Origin of the sequence: Streptomyces sp. SM10, from assembly GCF_002910915.1 — a bacterium.
GTDB lineage: Bacteria > Actinomycetota > Actinomycetes > Streptomycetales > Streptomycetaceae > Streptomyces.
Genome location: NZ_NEUF01000162.1, coordinates 1 through 19,927 on the forward strand (window position 1 = coordinate 1; position 19,927 = coordinate 19,927).

At 66.2% G+C, this 19,927-nt stretch carries 11 protein-coding genes; 6 read left to right on the forward strand and 5 right to left on the reverse strand.

Going from position 1 to position 19,927, the window contains the following annotated elements:
• From B9S57_RS26780 to B9S57_RS34265, 3 genes are all read right to left on the reverse strand, one after another.
• Nucleotides 1-993: IS3 family transposase (locus tag B9S57_RS26780; protein ID WP_308457423.1), on the reverse strand; the 993-nt coding region annotated here is incomplete at its 3' end.
• Nucleotides 990-1,373, reverse strand: a complete 384-nt coding sequence (locus B9S57_RS34985) for a transposase (RefSeq protein ID WP_146057815.1) — start codon at nucleotides 1,371-1,373, stop codon at nucleotides 990-992. The genes B9S57_RS34985 and B9S57_RS26780, both read right to left, overlap by 4 nt.
• A 297-nt stretch (nucleotides 1,374-1,670) precedes the next feature.
• Nucleotides 1,671-1,862 (reverse strand): hypothetical protein, encoded by a 192-nt coding sequence (locus tag B9S57_RS34265; protein WP_146057816.1) that lies wholly within the window; start codon nucleotides 1,860-1,862, stop codon nucleotides 1,671-1,673.
• Here B9S57_RS34265 and drmD point away from each other — a divergent pair.
• The 6 genes from drmD (at nucleotide 1,849) to B9S57_RS34640 (ending at nucleotide 15,893) form a co-directional block, all read left to right on the forward strand.
• On the forward strand, nucleotides 1,849-5,052 hold the full coding sequence (drmD, locus tag B9S57_RS26790; RefSeq protein ID WP_103759809.1) for a DISARM system SNF2-like helicase DrmD: 3,204 nt from the start codon (nucleotides 1,849-1,851) through the stop codon (nucleotides 5,050-5,052). The two genes, B9S57_RS34265 and drmD, sit on opposite strands and share 14 nt — an antisense overlap.
• The gene (locus tag B9S57_RS26795) at nucleotides 5,049-9,068 is read left to right on the forward strand and encodes an Eco57I restriction-modification methylase domain-containing protein (protein ID WP_103759795.1); all 4,020 of its coding nucleotides are present in this window, start codon (nucleotides 5,049-5,051) and stop codon (nucleotides 9,066-9,068) included. Before drmD ends, B9S57_RS26795 begins: the two co-directional genes overlap by 4 nt.
• Nucleotides 9,065-12,787: a DISARM system helicase DrmA gene (gene drmA, locus B9S57_RS26800; RefSeq protein ID WP_103759796.1), complete on the forward strand. Its 3,723-nt coding sequence runs from the start codon at nucleotides 9,065-9,067 to the stop codon at nucleotides 12,785-12,787. The genes B9S57_RS26795 and drmA overlap by 4 nt, the downstream gene beginning before the upstream one ends.
• A complete protein-coding gene (drmB, locus tag B9S57_RS26805; RefSeq protein ID WP_103759797.1) occupies nucleotides 12,787-14,817 on the forward strand; it encodes a DUF1998 domain-containing protein in 2,031 nt (676 codons plus the stop codon). Before drmA ends, drmB begins: the two co-directional genes overlap by 1 nt.
• Nucleotides 14,810-15,577, forward strand: a complete 768-nt coding sequence (gene drmC, locus B9S57_RS26810; RefSeq protein ID WP_103759798.1) for a DISARM system phospholipase D-like protein DrmC — start codon at nucleotides 14,810-14,812, stop codon at nucleotides 15,575-15,577. The genes drmB and drmC overlap by 8 nt, the downstream gene beginning before the upstream one ends.
• 160 nt (nucleotides 15,578-15,737) lie before the next feature.
• On the forward strand, nucleotides 15,738-15,893 hold the full coding sequence (locus tag B9S57_RS34640; protein WP_181011482.1) for a hypothetical protein: 156 nt from the start codon (nucleotides 15,738-15,740) through the stop codon (nucleotides 15,891-15,893).
• Between the two features lie 1,461 nt (nucleotides 15,894-17,354).
• On the opposite strand, the gene B9S57_RS26820 is transcribed toward B9S57_RS34640, so the two are convergent.
• Both B9S57_RS26820 and B9S57_RS34645 read right to left on the reverse strand, forming a co-directional pair.
• Nucleotides 17,355-19,412: an Hsp70 family protein gene (locus B9S57_RS26820; RefSeq protein ID WP_103759799.1), complete on the reverse strand. Its 2,058-nt coding sequence runs from the start codon at nucleotides 19,410-19,412 to the stop codon at nucleotides 17,355-17,357.
• Entirely contained in the window at nucleotides 19,409-19,906 is a 498-nt protein-coding gene (locus B9S57_RS34645; protein ID WP_181011483.1) for a hypothetical protein, read from the reverse strand. Before B9S57_RS34645 ends, B9S57_RS26820 begins: the two co-directional genes overlap by 4 nt.
• Nucleotides 19,907-19,927 lie beyond the last annotated feature (21 nt).

Sequence of the window (19,927 nt, forward strand, 5' to 3'; positions counted from 1 at the left end):
GGGGTCGTTGATCCATGCCTGGCGGGGGATCGATGGTGGGACGGGGCGGCGGTTGAACCGTTCCGGGTGCCGTTCGTAGGCGGCTGTGAGGGTGGTGGCTCGTTGCTCACGTACCAGTTCCGCGGTGCCGAAGTGCACGCTGGCCGGCGTGTGGTAGCCGATCCCGGAGTGCCGGTGGACGTGGTTGTAGTAGCTGATGAAGCCGTCCATCCACTCCCGGGCGTGCGTCAGCGAGTCGAACCTGCGCGGGAAGTCGGGCTGGTACTTGGCGGTCTTGAAGTGGCTTTCGCTGTAGGGGTTGTCGTTGCTCACTTTGGGGCGTGAGTGGCTGCGAGTGACACCGAGGTCAATCAGCAGCTGGGAGACCTTCTTGGAGGTCATGGAGGTGCCCCGGTCGGCGTGCACGGTCTCGGGCACGATGCCGTTGCGCAGGATCGTCTCGCGGATCAGCTCCTCGGCCCGGTCGGCTGATTCGGCCCGCTCCACTGTCCAGCCGACGATGTAGCGGCTGTAGATGTCGATGATGACGTAGGCGTGATACCAGATGCCCTTGTCCGGACCCGCCAGCTTCGTGATGTCCCAGGTGAACACCTGCGAAGGGGCGTCGGCGACCAGCTCGGGCACGGTCCTGGCACCATGGGTGGCGATCCGGCGCCGCTCGCCGTCCTGCCCGGCCTCCTTCAGAATCCGGTACATCGTGCGCTCGGAGCAGTGGTAGCGGCCCTCGTCCAGTTCGCGGGCGTAGATCTGGGCCGGCGGAAGTTCGGCGTACTCGTCGCTGTTCACCAGCGCCAGCACGGTGGCCCGCTCTGCGGCCGACAGTGCGGTGACCGGGGCCGGACGCGGTCGCCCAGGTGCCGGCGGCCTGGGATGCAGCCGCCGGTGGTGGGTCGCCCGGGAACGTCCGGTGATCCGGCAGGCATCCACGATGCCCACCAGCAGCCTCAACTCCTCGACCGCCGCGTGCAGATGGCCGTCCAGGACGTGGCTCAGTCCGCGCTCCTGGACAGTGACTGCAAGAGCGCGTGTGTTTTTCCCAGCACCTCCAGTGCCGCGTTCTTCTGGTCCACCTCCGTGCGCAGCCGCTCGTTCTCCCGCCGCAGCTTGGCGTTCTCGGCCTCGGCCGGGTGCTTCCTGGGGCGGGCAGGGCCGGTGCGGTGGTCGGTCAGCTGCGCGAGCGCGCCGGTATCGCGTGCGGCACGCCACTCGATGATGTGCGAGTGGTACAGGCGCTCGCGGCGCAAAACGGCACCCTTCTCACCGGCCGGAGCGGTGTCGTACTCGGCAACGATCCGCAACTTGTACTCAGCCGTGAAGGTGCGGCGCTTCGGCTTCGGCGCCGGATCGGCGCCGGGACCGCTGGTGCTGGTCATACGGGTGATCTCCTGCTCGTTCTGTCCACCCAGGCTAACTCACCACGCCGGGACGTCTCACCCAACGATGTCAGAGAGGGACCGCCGCGTCGAGCAGCCTGCCCCCTGACTCCGGCACCGTCACCACAGAGATTGACATGCGCTTCCCCCTTCGTGGCCGCTGGCCTGTGAGACGGCGACCTCTCCGCTCCCGTCCTCATGATGACCGCGTCATACGGCCTGTGGTCGCGTTTTTGATCAATTGTGTTGCGGAGGGCCCTACTCCATAACCTGCGATCCTGGGGCTGGGACGGCATCTCATGCCCACGGTGTTCGCGTGATGCCCAGGTCGGTGTGAAGCACTTCGGCCATCGGCCCGAACGCCTCGTAGATGATCAGGAATACTGGGTTCTCCGGCCCTTCCGTGACCTTGAGCGTGAGCCAGCGGACCTGGGGCCCGATCGGGATCATGGTGTTGATGGAGGAGTCTGCTCGGATGGCGACTGCCACGGAGTTTCCGCAGGGGGTACCGACAGGTGCCGGGCACACTCGGCCTCTGCCGCCGGTTCCGGAGCCGGGCCAGGTGGTCAATGTCAGGGGCTCGCACTGGGCGGTTACTGAAGTGCGCCAGCAGGGCCTTCCCCGGAGCCCGGCTGACGAAAGTACCGCCAGCCTCGCTCATGTGGTGACCATGCAGTCGCTGGAGGAGGATCGGCTGGGCCAGGAGCTTGCCGTGGTCTGGGAGCTGGAGGTCGGCCACACCGTCGCGCCCGACCAGGGGCTTCCGGAGGCCATCCGGGCGGAGGGGTTCGACGATCCGAACGTGCTGGCCGCGTTCGTCGATGCCGTCCGCTGGGGTGCGGTGACCTCGGCGGACGCCAACTCTTACCAGGCCCCGTTCCGTAGTGGCGCGAACGTTGAGGCATATCAGCTGGAACCGCTGCGCCGGGCGCTGCAGTCCTCGCGTACGAACCTGCTGCTCGCCGACGACGTGGGCCTCGGCAAGACTATTGAGGCAGGGCTGGTCGTTCAGGAACTCCTGCTGCGTCACCGAGCCCGCTCGGTTGTCATCGTCTGCCCGCCGAGCCTGTCGCTCAAGTGGCAGGACGAGATGCGCGAAAAGTTCGGCCTGGACTTCGTCATCGTCAACAGCGAGTTGATGGCAAAGGTCCGCCGCACCCACGGCCTGAACGCGAACCCGTTCCGTCTCTTCCCCCGCGTGATCGTCAGCATGGCCTGGCTGCCCTCGATCCGTGCCCAGCGCCTGCTGCGCGACGTAATGGCCGACGTACGAGGAACCTCCACGGCCCGGCGGTACGCCTTCGACGTCTTGGTCGTCGATGAAGCTCACCACGTTGCCCCGGCGAGCCCCACCTCGGCGCCGGGTCAGCGCGGGTACGCCGTCGACAGCAACCGCACGACAGCAACCAAAGCGCTCGCGGAGGTCTGCGAGCACCGTCTGTTCCTCAGCGCTACCCCGCACAATGGCTACTCCGAGTCGTTCACCGCCCTCCTCGAAATGATTGACGGCCGGCGGTTCAAGCGCGGCGCGGACATCGACGAGCGCGCGCTCGGCGAGGTGGCGGTGCGCCGGCTCAAGCGAGACCTGCCGGAGAAGGGCTTCAAGATCCGGCAGATCAAGACGCTCGACTTCACCCCGGCCGAGGAGGAACAGCGCCAGTTCGCCCGGCTGGAGCGACTGCTTGCCGACAGCGCGCGGTCGAACGGGAAGAACCGGTCCGGTGACATCGTCTCGATGCTCCTGAAGAAGCGCTTCCTGTCCAGCCCATGGGCTTTTGCCCGCACCCTGGAGCTGTATGAGGAGGCCGCCGACGACGACCGTCAGCTCCAGATCGACGATGAGGCGGAGTACTACACGGAGGTCCTGGGCAGCGCGCAGTCGGACGAGGAGGAGGGGGAGGCCGAGCAGCCCGAGTTCACCGCGTTGCGGCAGAGCAAGGGCTCAGATGCCCTGGTGGCCGCGACCAGCGACGAAATCACCTCGCTCATCGAGTGGGGGCGGCGCTACGAACACAAGCCGGATTCCCGCCTGGAAGCGCTGCTGAACTATCTCAACGCGGTCTGCCGCCCGGACGGACACCTCTGGACCAACAACCGGGTCGTGGTGTTCACCGAGTATGCCGCCACTCTGGACTGGATCGCGGGCGTACTCCAGCAGCGCGGCTACAAGGACGTCCTGGAGACCATCCAGGGCTCGACCCCCGCCGAAAAGCGCGAGGAAATCAGGGCCCGCTTTACTGAGGACCCTGCCAAGCACAAGGTGCGGGTACTCATCGCCACTGACTCTGCCGGCGAGGGCATCGACCTCCAGACCCACTGCCACCGGTTGGTCAACTTCGATATCCCCTTCAACCCCTCCCGCCTGGAGCAGCGGATCGGTCGGATCGATCGCTACGGCCAGACGAAGAACCCGGAGATCTACCACTTCAAGCCGGCCGAGACGTCCACCACCTACGCGGCCGACCTGGGCTTCCTGGGCAAGATCGCGAAGAAGGTCAGTACCGCGGCAGGCGACCTAGGCCCGATCAACCCGGTCATCGACGCCGACGTTCAGGAGCACTTCAGCCCGCTCAAGACGGGACGCGCCCCGAGGCTGATCACGCCCGACACCGGCAGCGCGGTCATCAACCGGGCATTGGCCGGCGGCGTCGAGCTGAATCGGCAGCTCACCGACCTGACGCGAAACTACCAGGACACCAAGATCGGCATGCACCTCACACCCGGCAATGCCCGCCGTGTGGTGGACACTGCCCTGGCGTTGACCGACCAGCCCCCGCTGGAGGAGATCGGCGACGACCGTACCGAGGCGCAGGTCTTCGCGATCCCGACGCTGGGTCAGTCTTGGCAACGGTCACTGCGCGGCTTGGACACCCGCCTCGAGCCGGGAGTGCTTCGCCCCATCACCTTCGACGACGAGGCGGCGCAGAACCGCACCGACCTCGTTCACATCCACCTCGGCCACGCCCTCATGCAGCGCTCCACCCGCACCCTGCGCAGCGCGCTGTTCAGCATTGCCTCCCCGGTCAACCGAGTATCCGCCGTCGTCGCGCCCGAACTACCGCAATCGTGCGTCGCTGCAGTCTCGCGCCTTGTGCTCGTCGGGCGCGGCGGATTGCGCTTGCACGAGGAGGTGTTCCTCACCGGCGTCCGGCTCCGGGGTCAGGCGCTTGCCGAGTCCAAGGCCGAGCAGGTCTTGGATGAAGCGCTCGACGCCGAGAACCTCGTCCTGGCCGACGACGACGTACGCACCTGGCTCGCCGAGTTGTGGAACGTCGATGACGCCCGACTGCGGACCCGCTTGCTCACCGCGATGACTCGCAAGAGCGAGAGCCGACGCGAGAAGGTCACCGAGGCGCTCCAGACGCGCCGAGACTCCGACATCACCCGCGCTCACGAGATCTTCGCCGCCTTCCGAATTAACTTGAATGAGTCCCGAGACCGCCTGGAGCGCAAGATCCAGGCGGAGGACAAGCTGCTCTTCACGGACGATCAGCAGAGGCAGCGCCGCCGCGACCTCCGAGCCATGGAGGAGCGGCTGGAGAGTCTGGGCGAAGAGGAAGATCGAGAAGTTGCCGCGATCCGCGAGCGGTACAGCGACATCAAGCCGTACGTGTCGGCGGCTGCCGTCGTGTTCGCGCTGACCCCCGAGGACGCCGAGAACGGAATGATTCAGGCATGAGCCGCACGTACCTTCCTCCGACCGTCGCGGACCTGCATCGCTCATGGCTTGAACTCGTCGACACGGACGGGCCGTTCCTTGCAGTCCCCGCCCTCAAACGTGCTTGGTCGACTGGCATTCACCAGCCCGACGCGCGCGCCCTCGCCGCGCTCAGGGACTCCAAGCCCGCCTTCGAGAAGGCATGGGAGAACTGGGACAAACAGAGCGACGAGCCTGCCCTCGATCTCTACCGCGAAGCCCGCGACGCCTGGGTGGACACCGTCTTGCGTCAGGTGTTGCGCTGGGGCACCACTTACTCCGCAGCCCCCGTGGGTGAGGTCCGCTCTCCTAACCACGCCATCACTGTCCACGCCGACGGCGCGCTGGTGTATGGCGAGACGATCGGCGCACTCGTCCTGGTCGTCGACCCCACCGACTCCCTGCGCGACCCGCTCACCGACGGATGGGCGGCCAGCCCCGTCGACCGGATGGAAGAACTCCTCCGGGCAACCAGCGTCCCCGTCGGCGTGGTCACTGACGGACGTTGGTGGGCCATCGTCAGCGCCCGTGACGAGACCATGGTCGCCTCCGGCATCTTTGACGCCCAGACCTGGATCGAAGAACCCCAGGCCCGCAACGCCTTCATTGAGCTCCTCCAGCGCCGACGCCTCATCGGCGGCAAGCCCGAGGACCGCCTCACCGCCCTGTTCAAGGAGTCCGTAACGGCCTCCGAGGAGATCACCGAGGCACTCGGCACTCAAGTGCGCCGAGCAGTCGAACTGATCGTCCAGGCCCTGTCCGACGGTGCACTGGACGCAAGCCGACGTGGCGAACCCGATCCGTTGCCTGCCCGACGTGGAGACGTCTACGAAGCGGCCGTAACCGTGATGATGCGCGTCGTCTTCCTCCTCTTCGCCGAGGAACGTGGCCTGCTCCCGCAGAGCCAACTCTTCGCCATGGGCTACGGCGTAAGCGACGAACTTGACCTGCTCGACGCCCGAGAGCATGAGGAAGGTGAGCAGGCCCTCGACGGCACATACCTCACCTGGCACCGCCTTCTGGCCACCTCCCAGGCCCTGTACCGCGGCGCGTCCTTCGAGGACCTGCGCCTCCCGGAGTACGGCGGCTCGCTCTTCGACCCCGCCCGCTTTCCCTTCCTCACTGCCTGCAAGGCCCAGGGCACCCTGGCCATCACGGTCAGCGACCGTGTCATGCTCGAAGTCCTGCGCGCCGTCCAATACGCCCGCCTCAAGGGCGAGCCTGCGCGCCGCATCTCCTTCCGTGACATTGACGTCGAGCAGATCGGCTACATCTACGAGGGTCTGCTCGGCTACTCCTGCGAGGACGTCGACCAGGTCTTCGTCGGTCTGATCGGCGCCTCCGGCGCTGAACCCGAAATCCCTTTGTTCGTAATCGAATCCCTCGCGGAGACCAAGCAGAACGACGCCGCACTGACCACCGCGATCCTCGCCTGGATCAAGGAAAACCAGCCGGCGGCCAAACCGCCGTCCAAGACCGCACTCGCCAAGGCCCTCGGCTCGGCCGAGACCGTCGAGGACGCCGAGCAAGCCCTGCGCGCTGTAGCCTCCGACGACGCTGAACTCCGTGAGCGACTGCGCCCGTTTCTCGGTGTCATCCGCCGCGACCTGCGCAAGCGGCCTCTGGTTGTGAAGCCCGGCGGCGTGCTCGTCGTCGAGACGCCCTCCCGTGCTTCGGCTGGCGCACACTACACGCCTCGAAGGCTCGCCGAAGAGGTCGTCCTCCACGCGTTGCAACCGCTGGTCTACTCACCTGGCCCGCACCAGACCGCCGATCAGGAGGCCTGGCGGCCCATTTCTCCCGAGCAGATTCTCGACCTCAAGATCGCCGACATCGCCTGCGGCTCCGGCGCCTTCCTCGTCGCCGCCGCCCGTTACCTCGCCGACCGGCTTGTGGAGGCGTGGCACCGTGAGGGCGCGGCCACCGGCTCCCCGCACGACCTCCGCACCCGCGCCATAAGGATGGTCGTCGCCAGTTGCCTCTACGGCGCCGATATCAACGGCATGGCCGTGGAAATGTGCAAGTTGTCGCTCTGGCTGGTCTCCCTCGACCCCCGACTGCCGTTCTCGTTCGTCGACGACAAGGTGCTGCACGGCAACGCGCTGTTGGGGCTGACTGATGCACGGCAGCTACGGGAGTTGCATGTCGACCCCACCGCTGCCGATCAGCGGATCAGCATGTTCGCTCTGGACGTGGACGGCATCCTGGGCCGCGCCGCCCGCCTACGCCGACAGCTTGCCACCGAGGTCAACGACAGCGACCCGCAACGTTCTGCCGCCACCAAGCGACGGCAGTGGCGCGATTACCAGCAGCTCACGGCGCAGCTTGCGGACGTCGCCGACGGTGTGATCGCAGCTGGGATGACCCTCGGCGGCAAGCCGGGGAAGCACCTGAAGGCCGCGTACGAGAACCTGCGTATCGCCGTTGAGCACGCGTACCCCGCCGGTGGTGACGATCCGAACCGGGCGATGCTCGACGGCATTCTGGAAGTTGGGCTTACTCCGACGGTTTCGACGGACTACGCGACGTGGAAGCCGCTGCACTGGATCCTCGCTGTCCCAGACGTTATGGAGCGGGGTGGCTTCGATGCCGTTGTCGGCAACCCGCCGTTCCTCGGCGGTCAGAAGCTGACGGGTTCCATGGGCACCAACGTCCGCGACTGGTTCGTCAACACTCTCGCCTCCGGACGTAAGGGCAGCGCAGACCTCGTCGCGTACTTTCTCCTGCGTGCACATGCCCTGTTGACGCAGAGGGGTGCATTCGGCCTGATCGCGACAAACACGGTGGCGCAGGGCGACACTCGCAATGTCGGCCTCGATCAGATCGTTGAGAGTGGCTTCACGATTACCCGAGCCATTCAGAGTCGAACTTGGCCAGCAGCCAGCGCGAACCTGGAGTATGCGGCCTGCTGGGGTACACGAGGGGCAGTGGCCCCAGTAGTGCCCCGGGTGGCTGACGGCATCCCGACGCAACGCATCTCCACGTTGCTGGAGCCCGGCGGCCGAGTCGACGGTGATCCGATTCGCCTGCGAGAGAATGATGGGGTCGCCTTCATCGGTTGCTACGTCCTGGGTATGGGCTTCGTGCTGAACTCCGAAGAGGCGAAGGTATGGCTGGAGGCCGATCCCGCGAATGCCGAGGTGGTGCGCCGGTACCTCAACGGGGAGGACCTCAACTCCCGCCCGGACGGGTCGCCTGCTCGGTGGGTCATTGACTTCGACACACGGTCAGAGGCGGAGGCGAAGGAGTACGGATTGCCGTACCAGCGGGTGTTGGAGCAGGTGAAATCTGAACGAGCGAAGAACAAGGAAAGGCATCGTCGCGAAGACTGGTGGCAATTCGCCAGGACGGCCCCGGCAATGCGAGAAGCGGTCGCTGATCTGGACGAGGTGCTCGCTCTTGCGCGGGTAAGTAAGTCGGTAATGCCGTTCCGCATGAAGGCCAGTGCTGTTCCCAGTGAGCAGGTTGTCATCTTCGCTACCGATAACTATGCAGATCAGGCTGTGCTGTCCTCATCGGTGCATCAGACCTGGGCCATCAAGTACGGCTCTACCCTGGAAACGCGATTTCGATACACCCCATCGGATGCATTCCTCACCTTGCCCCGACCCCGACCCACGGAAGATCTGACCGAAATCGGTCGCACCCTCGACACCGAACGCCGCGAGATCATGCTCCGCCGAGGTCTCGGTCTCACCAAGCTGTACAACCTTGTCAATGACCCGGGCATCGCGGACCCCTCGGACCGGGATACTGCCCGTCTTCGGCAGATCCACGTTGAACTGGACAAGGCGGTGATGGACTCTTACAACTGGGGCGACATCCCGCTCGATCACGGCTTCCACACTTACCGGCAGATGCAGCGGTGGACGTTCAGTCCGGACGCCCGGGTGGAGATCCTGGACCGTCTATTGGAGGAGAGCCAGCGCCGCGCAGCCTTGCAAGTCGGCGTCCCCCTCCCGACTGACACCGACGATGAGGAAGAGAGCGACGAGTGACCACCCCGCAATCCCAGAAGCCTCCGCAGGATGCGGCCTACCTCCTCGCCCATGAGCCCGACGGTAGTTCCTGGACCGCTCGCGAAAACCTCGTCGATGTTCTGGAACGGGAGCTCCTCGGCCCGGCCAACGGACCCGAGGAAATCCTCGACGGTGTGCCCGACACGGCATACCTGATCGGCCGGATCGCCCCCGTCCGTCTCACCTCCAACCGTCAGGATCCCAGCGAGGAGGGCTCGGGCGATGCCGCGACAGATGTCGGTGACGCCGTCGACGCTGACGCGGGCCGTGGTGTGCCGGTTACGGCAGTGGACGACAGCAGTGCGAGTTCTGACGAGGACAGTGTCGACGACGAGCCGCAGAAGCGCGGGCTGATGATCCCCGCGTCGATGGGGCTGCGGTGTCAGATCCCGGACAACCTCGACGTGTTCACGGTGACCGCGACCTGGGGAACCTACGAGCCGATCAACGAGAAGGACGGCCAGGGCAAAGAGGAAGGCGACGTAGTACCGGCTTCGCGCCAGCGTCGCTTCAAGCGGACTCCGGTTGAGATCGCCAAGACGGTCGCCGTTACCGACCTCCTCTCATCTCGGACAACGACGATTCAGCTCAAGGACAAGGTTGTTCTGCGGATCGACCGCTACGACGACGCCCAGCGCGGCTGCCGTCTGATCGAAGTGGCGCTCTGCAACGACCGGGAGACCTCACGCAAGATCCCCGTTGAGGCGTGGCTGTACCAGACGAAGATCTCCGTCGCGGCTGCCGGCGAGGCGGTGTTCCTCCCCGTCACCGACGTAATGGAGGACGTCCGGCCCGAGCGGGACGACGAGCTACGGCGCCTACGTCTTCAGTACCGGGACCGTCTGGAGTTCGCGATCGGGCGTACGTGCTCAGTCGACTGGTCGGTGGCCGAGGGTTCCCGGCGTGCGAGTGAGGTTTGGACGACCTGGCTGCCTACGACCCAGACGCCGCAGACGGCCGCCGAGGAGATCGAGTCGGCGCTTCTCGACATGCGTGTGCTGGAAACCGCGTCCCCCGATCAACTGCGCTCCGGGCTAATGCCCATTGTCGCGAGTTACACCGCGTGGCTCGACGGTGAACAGGAGCGCGCCGAGGCGCTGCCGGAGCACCTGCGGGCGGAGGGGCGTGATGCCGTAGCAGAGGCCCGGCGGGTACAGCGGCAGCTCGCCGACGGGCTGGAGTTCCTGCTCGGCGACGAAGAGGCATTGCGGTGCTTCCGGTTCATGAATCTGGTGATGGGCGACCAGCGTGTTCAGTCACAGGTGGCCCAGCGCCGGGCGAATCACCCCGAGGAGAGCATTGAGGAAGCCCGTACGGCGATCCTCGATGACAAGGGTTCCAAGGCGCATGCGTGGCGTACGTTCCAGCTCGCGTTCGTGCTGATGCAGCTGCCGCTGCTGTCCGACCCAGCGGCCGAGAAGCGCTCCGGTGACCTTGCCAAGGCGCAGCTTCTGTTCTTCCCCACCGGTGGTGGCAAGACGGAGGCATACCTCGGCCTCGCGGCGTACACCTTCGCCATTCGTCGGCGTCAGGGCGTCGTGAACGCCTTCGACGGGCCGCTGGACGGCGGGTCCGGCGTAGCCGTGCTGATGCGGTACACGCTGCGGCTGCTCACCGCGCAGCAATTTCAGCGCGCGACGGCCTTGATCTGCGCGGCGGAACTCGCGCGGATGCGGGACACGGCGACGTGGGGCGACGAGCCGTTCCGGATCGGGCTGTGGGTCGGTACAGATGTGAGCCCGAAGCGGTTCGACGAGGCCGCGACCCAGCTGGAAAAGGTGAATGCGGGACGAGGCTACCGGCTGACGGTGCTGCAGATCCAGCGCTGCCCGTGGTGCGGCACCCGGATCGAGGCACGCGATGTGCGCGCCGACCCCAGCGTGCGCCGCATTTACGTCTACTGCGGGGACGAGCTGGCCGAGTGCCCGTTCTCCGAGGGGGCCGAGGTTGCCGACGGGTTGCCCGTGCTCACCGTCGACGAGGAGATCTACCGGCTTGCGCCCGCCTTCGTCATCGCCACAGTCGATAAGTTCGCCCGCCTGGCACGCGAGGGCGAGGCCGCCTCGCTCTTCGGGTACGTCTCCCGGCGCTGTGAGCGCCACGACTTCGTTCACCCCGACTACCAGCAGTGCGACATCAAGGACGGCAGCAAGCATCCAAAGCGAGAGGGCATGCCAGCCGCCGCCGTGCACCCGGTGAGCCGGCTGAGGCCCCCGGACCTGATCATCCAGGACGAGCTGCACCTCATCACCGGCGCGCTCGGTACGACGGTCGGCCTGTTCGAGGTCGCGATCGACGTGATGACGGCCTGGCGCACGAGCGAGGGCGCCCCCGTCCGCCCGCTCCTCGTCGCCTCCACCGCGACCGCTCGCAACGCACCTGACCAGGTACGCGCGCTGTACGGCCGAGACGTCACCGTCTTCCCACCGCAGGTCCTCGATGCGGGACACACGTTCTTCTCCAAAGAACTCCCGGTCTCCGAGAAGGCCCCGGGGCGCGCCTACGTCGGGATCAGCACGACCGGGGTTCGCCTGACCACGGCGGAGATCCGGGTCTCCGAGGTCCTCATGGCCGGCGCGCAACTGCTCATGAACCGCTCTGGCGACGCGGCCGACCCGTACATGAGCCTCGTCGGCTACTTCAGCGCCACGCGTGAACTCGCAGGTATGGCCCGATACATGGGCGACGACATCCAGACCGCCCTGGCCAAGCGGCGGCCATGGTCGAAGCTTCCAAGTCGCACGGGAACCAACTACGGGGCACTTCACGTAGCAGAACTGACTTCGCGGGTGGCCAGCGCGGACATCACCTCCACCCTGGACCAGATGGCAGTGCCGTTCGACCCCCGCTTCGACTCGGCCGCGGGCAAGGGCGAGCTACGGGAACTGCGCGAGGCGAAGAAGCAGACACCCGAGCGCGAGGTCAATCCCTACGACGTAGTCCTGGCTACCTCGATGCTCCAGGTCGGCGTGGACGTCACCCGGCTCGGCTTGATGCTCGTCGTCGGTCAGCCAAAGAACACCGCCGAATACATCCAGGCGTCCTCCCGTGTCGGCCGTGACCCCGGGAAGCCTGGTCTGGTCGTCGCGCTCGGCAACTGGGCACGGCCCCGCGACCTCGCCCACTTCGAGCAGTTCCGGCATTACCACGAGACGTTCTACGCCCAGGTCGAGGCGCTGTCCGTCACCCCGTTCTCGGTGACGTCGCTGGAGCGCGGCCTGGACGGCGTGCTCGTCAGCGCCGCCCGCGTGCTGCAGGCCGTACGAACCGACAGCCTTTCCCCCGAGGGCGGAGCGGCCCGCATCGAGGCCGAGCAGCACTTCGCGGACGACCTCATCGACGCGCTCGTCAGCCGCATTCGAAGGGCGTCCGACGAGGACGCCGCCGACCGGGCGCGCTTGCGACTCAATAACCGGCTCGACCACTGGGGCAAGCGTCGCAAGCACCTCGCGGACCTGCGGAAGTCCCTGGTCTACGAGAGGGTCACGGACGACACCCGGCACGACGCGCTCATGATGAGCGCCGAGAACGCCAAGTCCCGCATCGACACCAGCAATGCACCCCCCTTCGTGGTGGCGAACTCGATGCGTGAGGTCCAGCCGGAGATCAACCTCCTGGTCAGCCCGATCAAGGAAAACCTGGTGTACATCGCGCCCCCCACCGCCCCACGATGGGTGATGCCCGAGGAGAGCTCCTGATGACGACCGATGCGACGCGCTTCGTCTACGACGCCGCGAGCGCCGTTGACCCGCTCGGTGACCTGGAGCAAGAGGCGGAGAAGGCCGCCAAGCACAACCGTGCCAAGGTCGGCTCGGGCCGGCCCTCCTCGCTCCTCTACACCTATGGCCCCGGCTCGATCATGGACCTCCCTCAGTTCACGATCATGTCCACCGGCCTTGACGACTGGGACCGCATCTGGCGGCGTCGCGACGCCGCGCCCCCACAGATCCACGCGCCTCGGCTGCGCGAGGTGGTGCGCATGCTGCTGCGATCGCCCGACGTCCAGCTGCGGCCTCACCCCTGGCAGCCCAAGCGCCTCAGTCTGTCCACCGAGGGCAACGACCTCGGCGTACCGGCCCGGGTGTTCCCGCAGTGGCTGCGTTGCACCGGGTGCGACACGCTCGGGTTGATCTCACAGTTCGACTACCGCAACACTCACCCCTTCAGAACCGACCTCGCCTGCTTCGAGCACACCAAGTGCACTGGCCGTGCGGGGAAGCGAACTGGCAAAGCCGCCCGCCGCCCGGCAGTCCCTGCCCGCTACCTTCTCGCCTGCGCCGACGGCCACCTCGACGAGTTCCCCTACGAGCTGTGGGTGCACCGCGGCCAGCCGTGCAGCCAGGCACAGCATCCGGCGCTGAAGATGGTCGACCGGACAGCCGGTAAGGGGGCCTCGGCGGTCATCCACTGTGGGGCCTGCGACATGAAGCGACCGATGAACGAGGCCCAGGGCGAAGCCGGTAAGACCAAGCTGCCTCGGTGCCGGGGCCGCCACCCGCACCTGGACGCCTTCGAGCCCAAGGGCTGCGGCAACGAGACGCGACTGATGCTCGTCGGTGCCTCCAACCTGTGGTTCCCCGCCACTCAGTCGATCATCGTGATGCCGGAGTCCCAACAGGAGAAGGCGAGCGACCTCGCCGATCGCATCCGTACCACCCTGGGCGAGAAGCTAGCCAAGTACCGCAACAACCTGGACATGATCCGAGACCTCCTCGACGGCTCTCTGGAGGTTGCGCACCTCTCCGACGAAGAGCTGGAAGTGGCCGTCGAAGCGGCAGCTGCCCCGACCGTCACCCCGGAGGAGCAGGAAGAGCAGATCCGGGACTGGGACCCGGTCGATCTTTTGGTCCCTGAGTGGCGCTACCTGCTCAAAGACTTCCTTGGTGCCCGCGAGGAGGACGAGAAGAGCGGCCTGACCCTCTCCAAGCGTGATCGAGACCACGCCCTCCAGCCCGAGATCACCCGGGTCCTTGCGGTCGAACGCCTCCGCAAGGTCAACGCGTTGGTCGGATTCACCCGCATCGACGATATGGACCGAGTCGGCGACCTACCGCGCCGGCTAGCCCCCCTGACTCGTACGCCACGGCCTGCCTGGACGGTGGCCACCGAGGACCGAGGCGAGGGCATCTTCCTTCAACTCGACGAAACCGGTGTCGCCGCATGGGAGGAACGAGTCCTGGCCACCTCCCTCTGGGAGGCCCACCGCGCGGCCCACGAACGCAACTTCAATCGTCGCTTTTCCGAGACCGCCGCGAACGTCAAAGCTGACTCCCGTCTGAAGCCGCCGCGCTACTGGCTCATCCATACCTTCGCCCATGTTCTGATCCGCGAGCTCGCCATCACATGCGGGTACTCCGCGGCCAGCCTCAGTGAACGCCTCTACGCCTGGCCGGCCGCCGAAGGCCGGGAGCCAGCAGCCGGACTCCTCATCTGCACCACCGCATCCGACTCCGACGGCACCCTCGGCGGCCTGGTTCAGCTCAGCGAGCCTGCCCGGCTCCAGTTTGTTGTCGCCAATGCCCTCGAAAAGGCGGCGCGCTGTTCCTCCGACCCGGTCTGCTCGATGCGCACTCCCCAGGACCCGGAGGACTTCCTCCACGGTGCCGCCTGCCACTGCTGCGTCATGGCGTCAGAGACTTCGTGCGAGAGGGCCAATCGGTTCCTGGAGCGCCGCTTCCTTATTGACCTCCCAGGCAGCGATCTCGGGTTCTTCACCCTTCATGAGTGAGGCAATAGCGGCTGCCGGACGGCTCGGCGAATTACTCACCGGCACCGAGGCCAAGGGCATCGCCGACCGCCTCGCCGACGGTGACACGGTGACCATGGCTCTCAAGGTCGTATCCGCCGGCCGTCGAGCGGAAGCCCGACGTCTCCTCGACGCCATCGCCCATGGGGATGACGCGTTCCGGCACCACATTCCGGTCCTGCGTGCGGTGCAGGGAGCGCGAGCGCTGCCGACGGCCTTGTCCCCGCTGTGGACGATGCCTGGCCACCTCGCGCAGAGTGGGCCGCTCACCACCTCCGTGCCCAAGCTCGTGGAAGGCGCTCGCCAGGCGGTTACCTGCTCGACCTTCAATTTCCAGCGCAGTTCGGCGCTTTGGGAGGGACTCCGACAGGCGGCCCAACGCGTCGAGGTCGAGGTCCGTGTCTACATGGACACGAAGGCAGCAGACGGAAGCGATCAGCACTGGTCGCCGACGACGTCGGAAGTCGCCGCCCACCTGATGCCTGCAGAGGTGTGGCGAACCAGGAAGTTCGATGGGAAATACGTCCGCAACCACGCCAAGTTCCTCGCCATCGACCATCGACTCCTCCTGGTCACCAGCGCCAACTTCTCCTGGAGCGCTGAGAACAACAACGTCGAATTCGGTGTCCTCATTGACAATCCCAACCTCACCGAAGCCGTGGAACGGGAACTGCACGAGGCCGAAGGCGCTCTCTACGAGAGAGTCAGCGGGGAACTTCGTGATCCTCACCAAAGCAAGTGATGCTCTTGCGGGCCACCGACTGGCAAGACCAGGTGTCCCCTGTCCGCCCTGACTTCGGTCCCGCCGCTCGCTGAGGGATCTTGACGCCCGTCCCTGAAGACCGCAGCCAGAGGAACATAGGTGTCCCAGACAGACACTCGGCTCGTACAGACCGCCGTTATTGGTAGTCGAGCGTTCTGACCGCCCCGTCATCCTCCCCGAGGAGCCGCACAATCTCGACGAGTTCCGTCGCCAGTACGGGACGGATGTCTTCTGGTGCGGCACGCTGCTCGGAGGTTGCGGCCAGAAGCTGATGGCCAAACGGTACGAGAACTGAATCTTCGGCTCAGAGGCTGTCTGTGCTGGAGATCTTCCTTCAGTGGATGTTGCGACGGCGCGGGGTGCAGGTCGCCGGCCGATGGCACGCGGCGGCCTCCAGTGCACCGCAGCCGCCAGCGCCGCCGCCTCCCGCAGGTCCTCAGCCCGCGCACGAGCAGCCGCCTCCCGCTCCTCCAGTAATCCCAGCATCGACGCGACTGCGCCCCTCGACGATCAAAGAGAAACAGGACGCGCGATCTCTCCGTCCTCCGCTGAAACCATTCCTGATCAGCGGGAACGCCGCGATCATGTTCGGTTGAGATATGGCTCCTAGTTGGGGTATGTGACCTGTGTCATGCTTGGAAGCGTGGGTGTAGAGCGACGGAATGTGGTTTGGCCAGGGATGGACAGTTGGGTCCAGGTGGTCAATGACGAGGTGACTCGCGCCGCGTTGGAACCTTTCCAAGGCTCAGTGCGTACCCGATTGACGTTTCGCGCTGATCCAGACGACCTGGCCGCCCTCTCCGAGTCGCTGATGCAATGGGCCCAGTCGAGGTCTACGTCTTGGGGATGGGCGGTCCCCCGTGGCTTTGCCTGCGGAGAGGAATGAAGGGACTGCGACCGCGGCGCGTTCGACTGGACCCGCCAGCCAACGAGTGCACCGATGACCGCTGGCGCCAATGCCTCATGCGTGCGCGCCGCCTCGCGCAATCCGAGCAACGTCAGAAATCCAAGAAGGACGGGAGCCGAGACTCTTGTGAGAGTGCCCGTCCTGACAGGTCAACGAGCGTCCGGACGGTGTCCGGCGGACTTCCGACTCTGGGGCGTAGACGCAGGTAGCACGGCTACGGGATGACGCCTGCCCTGAATCGGGCGCGTGCGGCTCACCTACCCGGAGCATTGAGTCCTCGGGCCGTCGGGGGCGCCTCAGGACCCACCCGGGCTGCGGCTCAGCTCTTCGAGTCGTTGAGCTCACCGGAGTAGAACTCAGCCACGTGCCGCTCGAACTCTCCTCCTCGGCCAGCTCTCCATTGGGGGGTGACGGTGTCGACGAGGCCGGGAAGCTCCTGTAAGAGCTGCTCGGCGCCGCCCATGACGCCCGACGGCGATGCTGCTCGGCGAGGCGTTCGCCTACCTCCCCGAGCGGGTCACCGCCGAGGAGGTCGCGCCACCGACTCGTTACGCGTCCATGGCACCCCGCCCCTGGCTACCCGGCCGGGACCCGCGACGCTGACGGCCTCGTACGCCGCGACCGCGACCCGGTGCTCGCCTGGTACCTCGGCGAGCCGCTCGCGGAACCCAGGCATGTTGGCGGGCAACAAGGCCGCCCGTCTGCCAACCCTCGGCGTCCTTCTGACCACCGGCCAGATCGCCGAGGTCCTTGACCTAACAGTTGAGCGGTCCTGCCACACTGAGGTGCGAGATCTCCTCCGTCACCAGGCCGAAAGCCCACCCCAGTCACTCGCGCAGTGGCTTCTGATCACGCATTCCTCCTGTGACCGACGCGTGGTCGGCGCGGTACGCAGACGCGGGGTATGAAGATCCATGCCCCTTTCGTCAGGGTCGCACCGATGACGCGGCCCTCCTCTGTGAGCCAGGTATGCCGGTCCTGGAGTTCCGCGAAGTTGTCGTTGGTGACGACGACGCCCTCGTACTCGTCGGCGATAGCGGCTACGAGCGCGTCACCTTTCCCTTCGGTGCCCGCGGGCGGCTGGCTGAGGTCCCCCTTGGCGAGGGCCTCCACGACCGCGTCCCGTTCTTCGGGGGCGACCCGATGGCGGAAGGTGGCATCGACCACCACGTGGATATCGGCCCGGGAGAACTTCTTCTTCAGGGCTTCGATCGCAGCGGTGAGCTGGGCGTAACTGGGCCGGTCGGCTTCTTCATACACCCCGATCCGACGTGGCGAGTGGCCGATCCAGGCCAGGTTCGAGCCATCGACGACGAGCGTGGTTGGACCGTCGTCACCGGTGCGCGGGGTGGGGACGACGGACACAGGACGCCCGGTTTCCGCAGGATGGACGGCGGCCGTGACGGCTGGCGCCGGGGCCAGGGCGAGGAGGCTTTCGAGTTCCTCACGGACCTCGGGAGTGGGGCCGCCTGACCCGAAGCTGCGCACCGGCTCGTCGAGCACGGTCTGACCGGTGTGCTCCAGGATGGCCTTGACATGGAGAAGGCCGTCCGTGTCGTAGGTGTATTCCAGCAGGAAGCTGGACTCCTTGCGGGAGCGGCGTTCAGGGTACTTGAGGGAGAGCTCGGTAAGTTTGACGTTGTCCGGATCGTCCAAGTCCTTGTCCGGGTCGCCCTCCCAGATCTCCAGTGAGAGCCGGTGGATGTTGTCCTTCTTCGGCGTATAGCTCTTCCGCTCACTCCAGGGGAGCGGGGAGTTACGAGGGATGACCTGGCTGAACTTGCGCTGCCCCGAAGCATCATGGACCACGGTGCCCAACGCATGGCTGCTGGCCACCGTGATCTCCGCTTCGATTTCGCGGGCGAGGATCGCGGAAGCGATGGACGCCCCGCGAGCCACCTCGGTCAGCGGGTCGCAAAGAGCCGTGGGCACGGGATCGTTCTGCAGGACCTCGGCGACTGCGGCGCGAACGCTGGGGATCTGGCTGGTCCCACCGATCATCAGGATGTCGTCAACGTCCGATGGCGCCATGCGTAGCTCATCGAGACACTGCTGGAGAGGGGCGAGTGCCCGGTCCACCAAGTCGCCGATGGCCTCCTCGAGTTCCTGTTGGAACACCTCGACGCTCCTGCCATCGGGCGTGTGGATCCGCACGGACGGCTGGGAGGAGAGCAGGATCTTGCCGCGTTCGATGTCGAGCCGGAACTGGCGCCGCTGCGCGGTACTCCACTCCGTTCGGGCGGGCGAGCGCTGAAGAACCAGATCACGCAGCCGTCGGTCGATCTCCAGGCCACCGAGTTCAGTGACTCCACGTGAAACCCGCTCCTCGAAGAATCCGTCCGTGTAGTCGAGGACGGTGACGTCGATGGTGCCGCCGCCCCAGTCGAAGACCACGAGCTGGCAGTCCTTCTTGGCTTCATGGACGTACGAAATAGCGGCAGCGGTGGGCTCGTTGAGGAGTGCCTGGACGTCGATTCCGGCGAAACGTGCGGCGGCGCGGGTGCGGTAGCGGGCGGCGCCGGTGGCGTTGGCAGGGACGGTGATGACCGCTCGGTCGATCTCTGTGAGGTTTTCTCGGGCACCCTCCCGCATGGCGCCGAAGACGCCAGCAGCCACGGTGGTGGCGGCGAATCTGCGCCCCTGTACGGTGACGTACTCGTCGCTCTTGAGCATCCGCTTGCATGCTTCGACGGCTTCCTCGGAGCGCACCTTGGCCTCCCAACCGAAGAGCGGTCCGCGGCGCAGCGAGCTAACACCGACGACGGAGGGGAAGAGGTGCTCGAAGCCGGGGTGGCGCCAGTCAGCGTCGATGTGATGCGCGTCGAGTGGCAACACCTCAACGTCGTCGCCGTGCCACTGGGCGACCACCGAGTTGGTGGTGCCGAAGTCGATTCCGGTGGCGGTCACCGCGGACCCCTTTCGGGCTGTCTGGCGCCCGGCTCCTCGCCGGATGCAGGAGCGGGAACACGCCGGAGCTGTCCGGCAAGAATCAGCTTTCCGGTCGCCTGGTCGAAATATGCGGGGCGGAGGACCTCGAAGGACTCGCCCTCTCCCTCGACCACGACGAACCGGTCGGATACTTCGCCTGTTTCGTCGACAGCGGCTCCGAGGGCCAGCAGTGCACGTCGTACCGATACCCGCGAGGCAATCGTAGTCTGGCGATTACCGGAGCCACGTGCTTCCAGGTCCATCTCGACGATTCGGGCCAGGTGCTCCTCACGGGTGCGGAAAGCCTCCAGAACCGCCTGCCGCAGGGCTGCCGTCACAGCGGCCTGCGCAGGCCGCCCATCTTCCGGCAGTGTCGCAATCAGCTCGCCGGCTCGCTCGGAAAAGCGTTCCAGGATCGCGACCGGGCTGAGGAGCTCAGTCGGCTGGTAGGTGAGCAGTTCCGTGTTGATCACTCGCGGCCTCTTGCCCCGTGC

What these genes read in the sequence shown, in the direction of transcription:
- B9S57_RS34985 (WP_146057815.1), bottom strand. Translation starts at nt 1,373, where the DNA reads ATGACCAGCACCAGCGGTCCCGGCGCCGATCCGGCGCCGAAGCCGAAG.
- drmD (WP_103759809.1), top strand. Translation starts at nt 1,849, where the DNA reads ATGGCGACTGCCACGGAGTTTCCGCAGGGGGTACCGACAGGTGCCGGG.
- B9S57_RS26795 (WP_103759795.1), top strand. Translation starts at nt 5,049, where the DNA reads ATGAGCCGCACGTACCTTCCTCCGACCGTCGCGGACCTGCATCGCTCA.
- drmB (WP_103759797.1), top strand. Translation starts at nt 12,787, where the DNA reads ATGACGACCGATGCGACGCGCTTCGTCTACGACGCCGCGAGCGCCGTT.
- drmC (WP_103759798.1), top strand. Translation starts at nt 14,810, where the DNA reads ATGAGTGAGGCAATAGCGGCTGCCGGACGGCTCGGCGAATTACTCACC.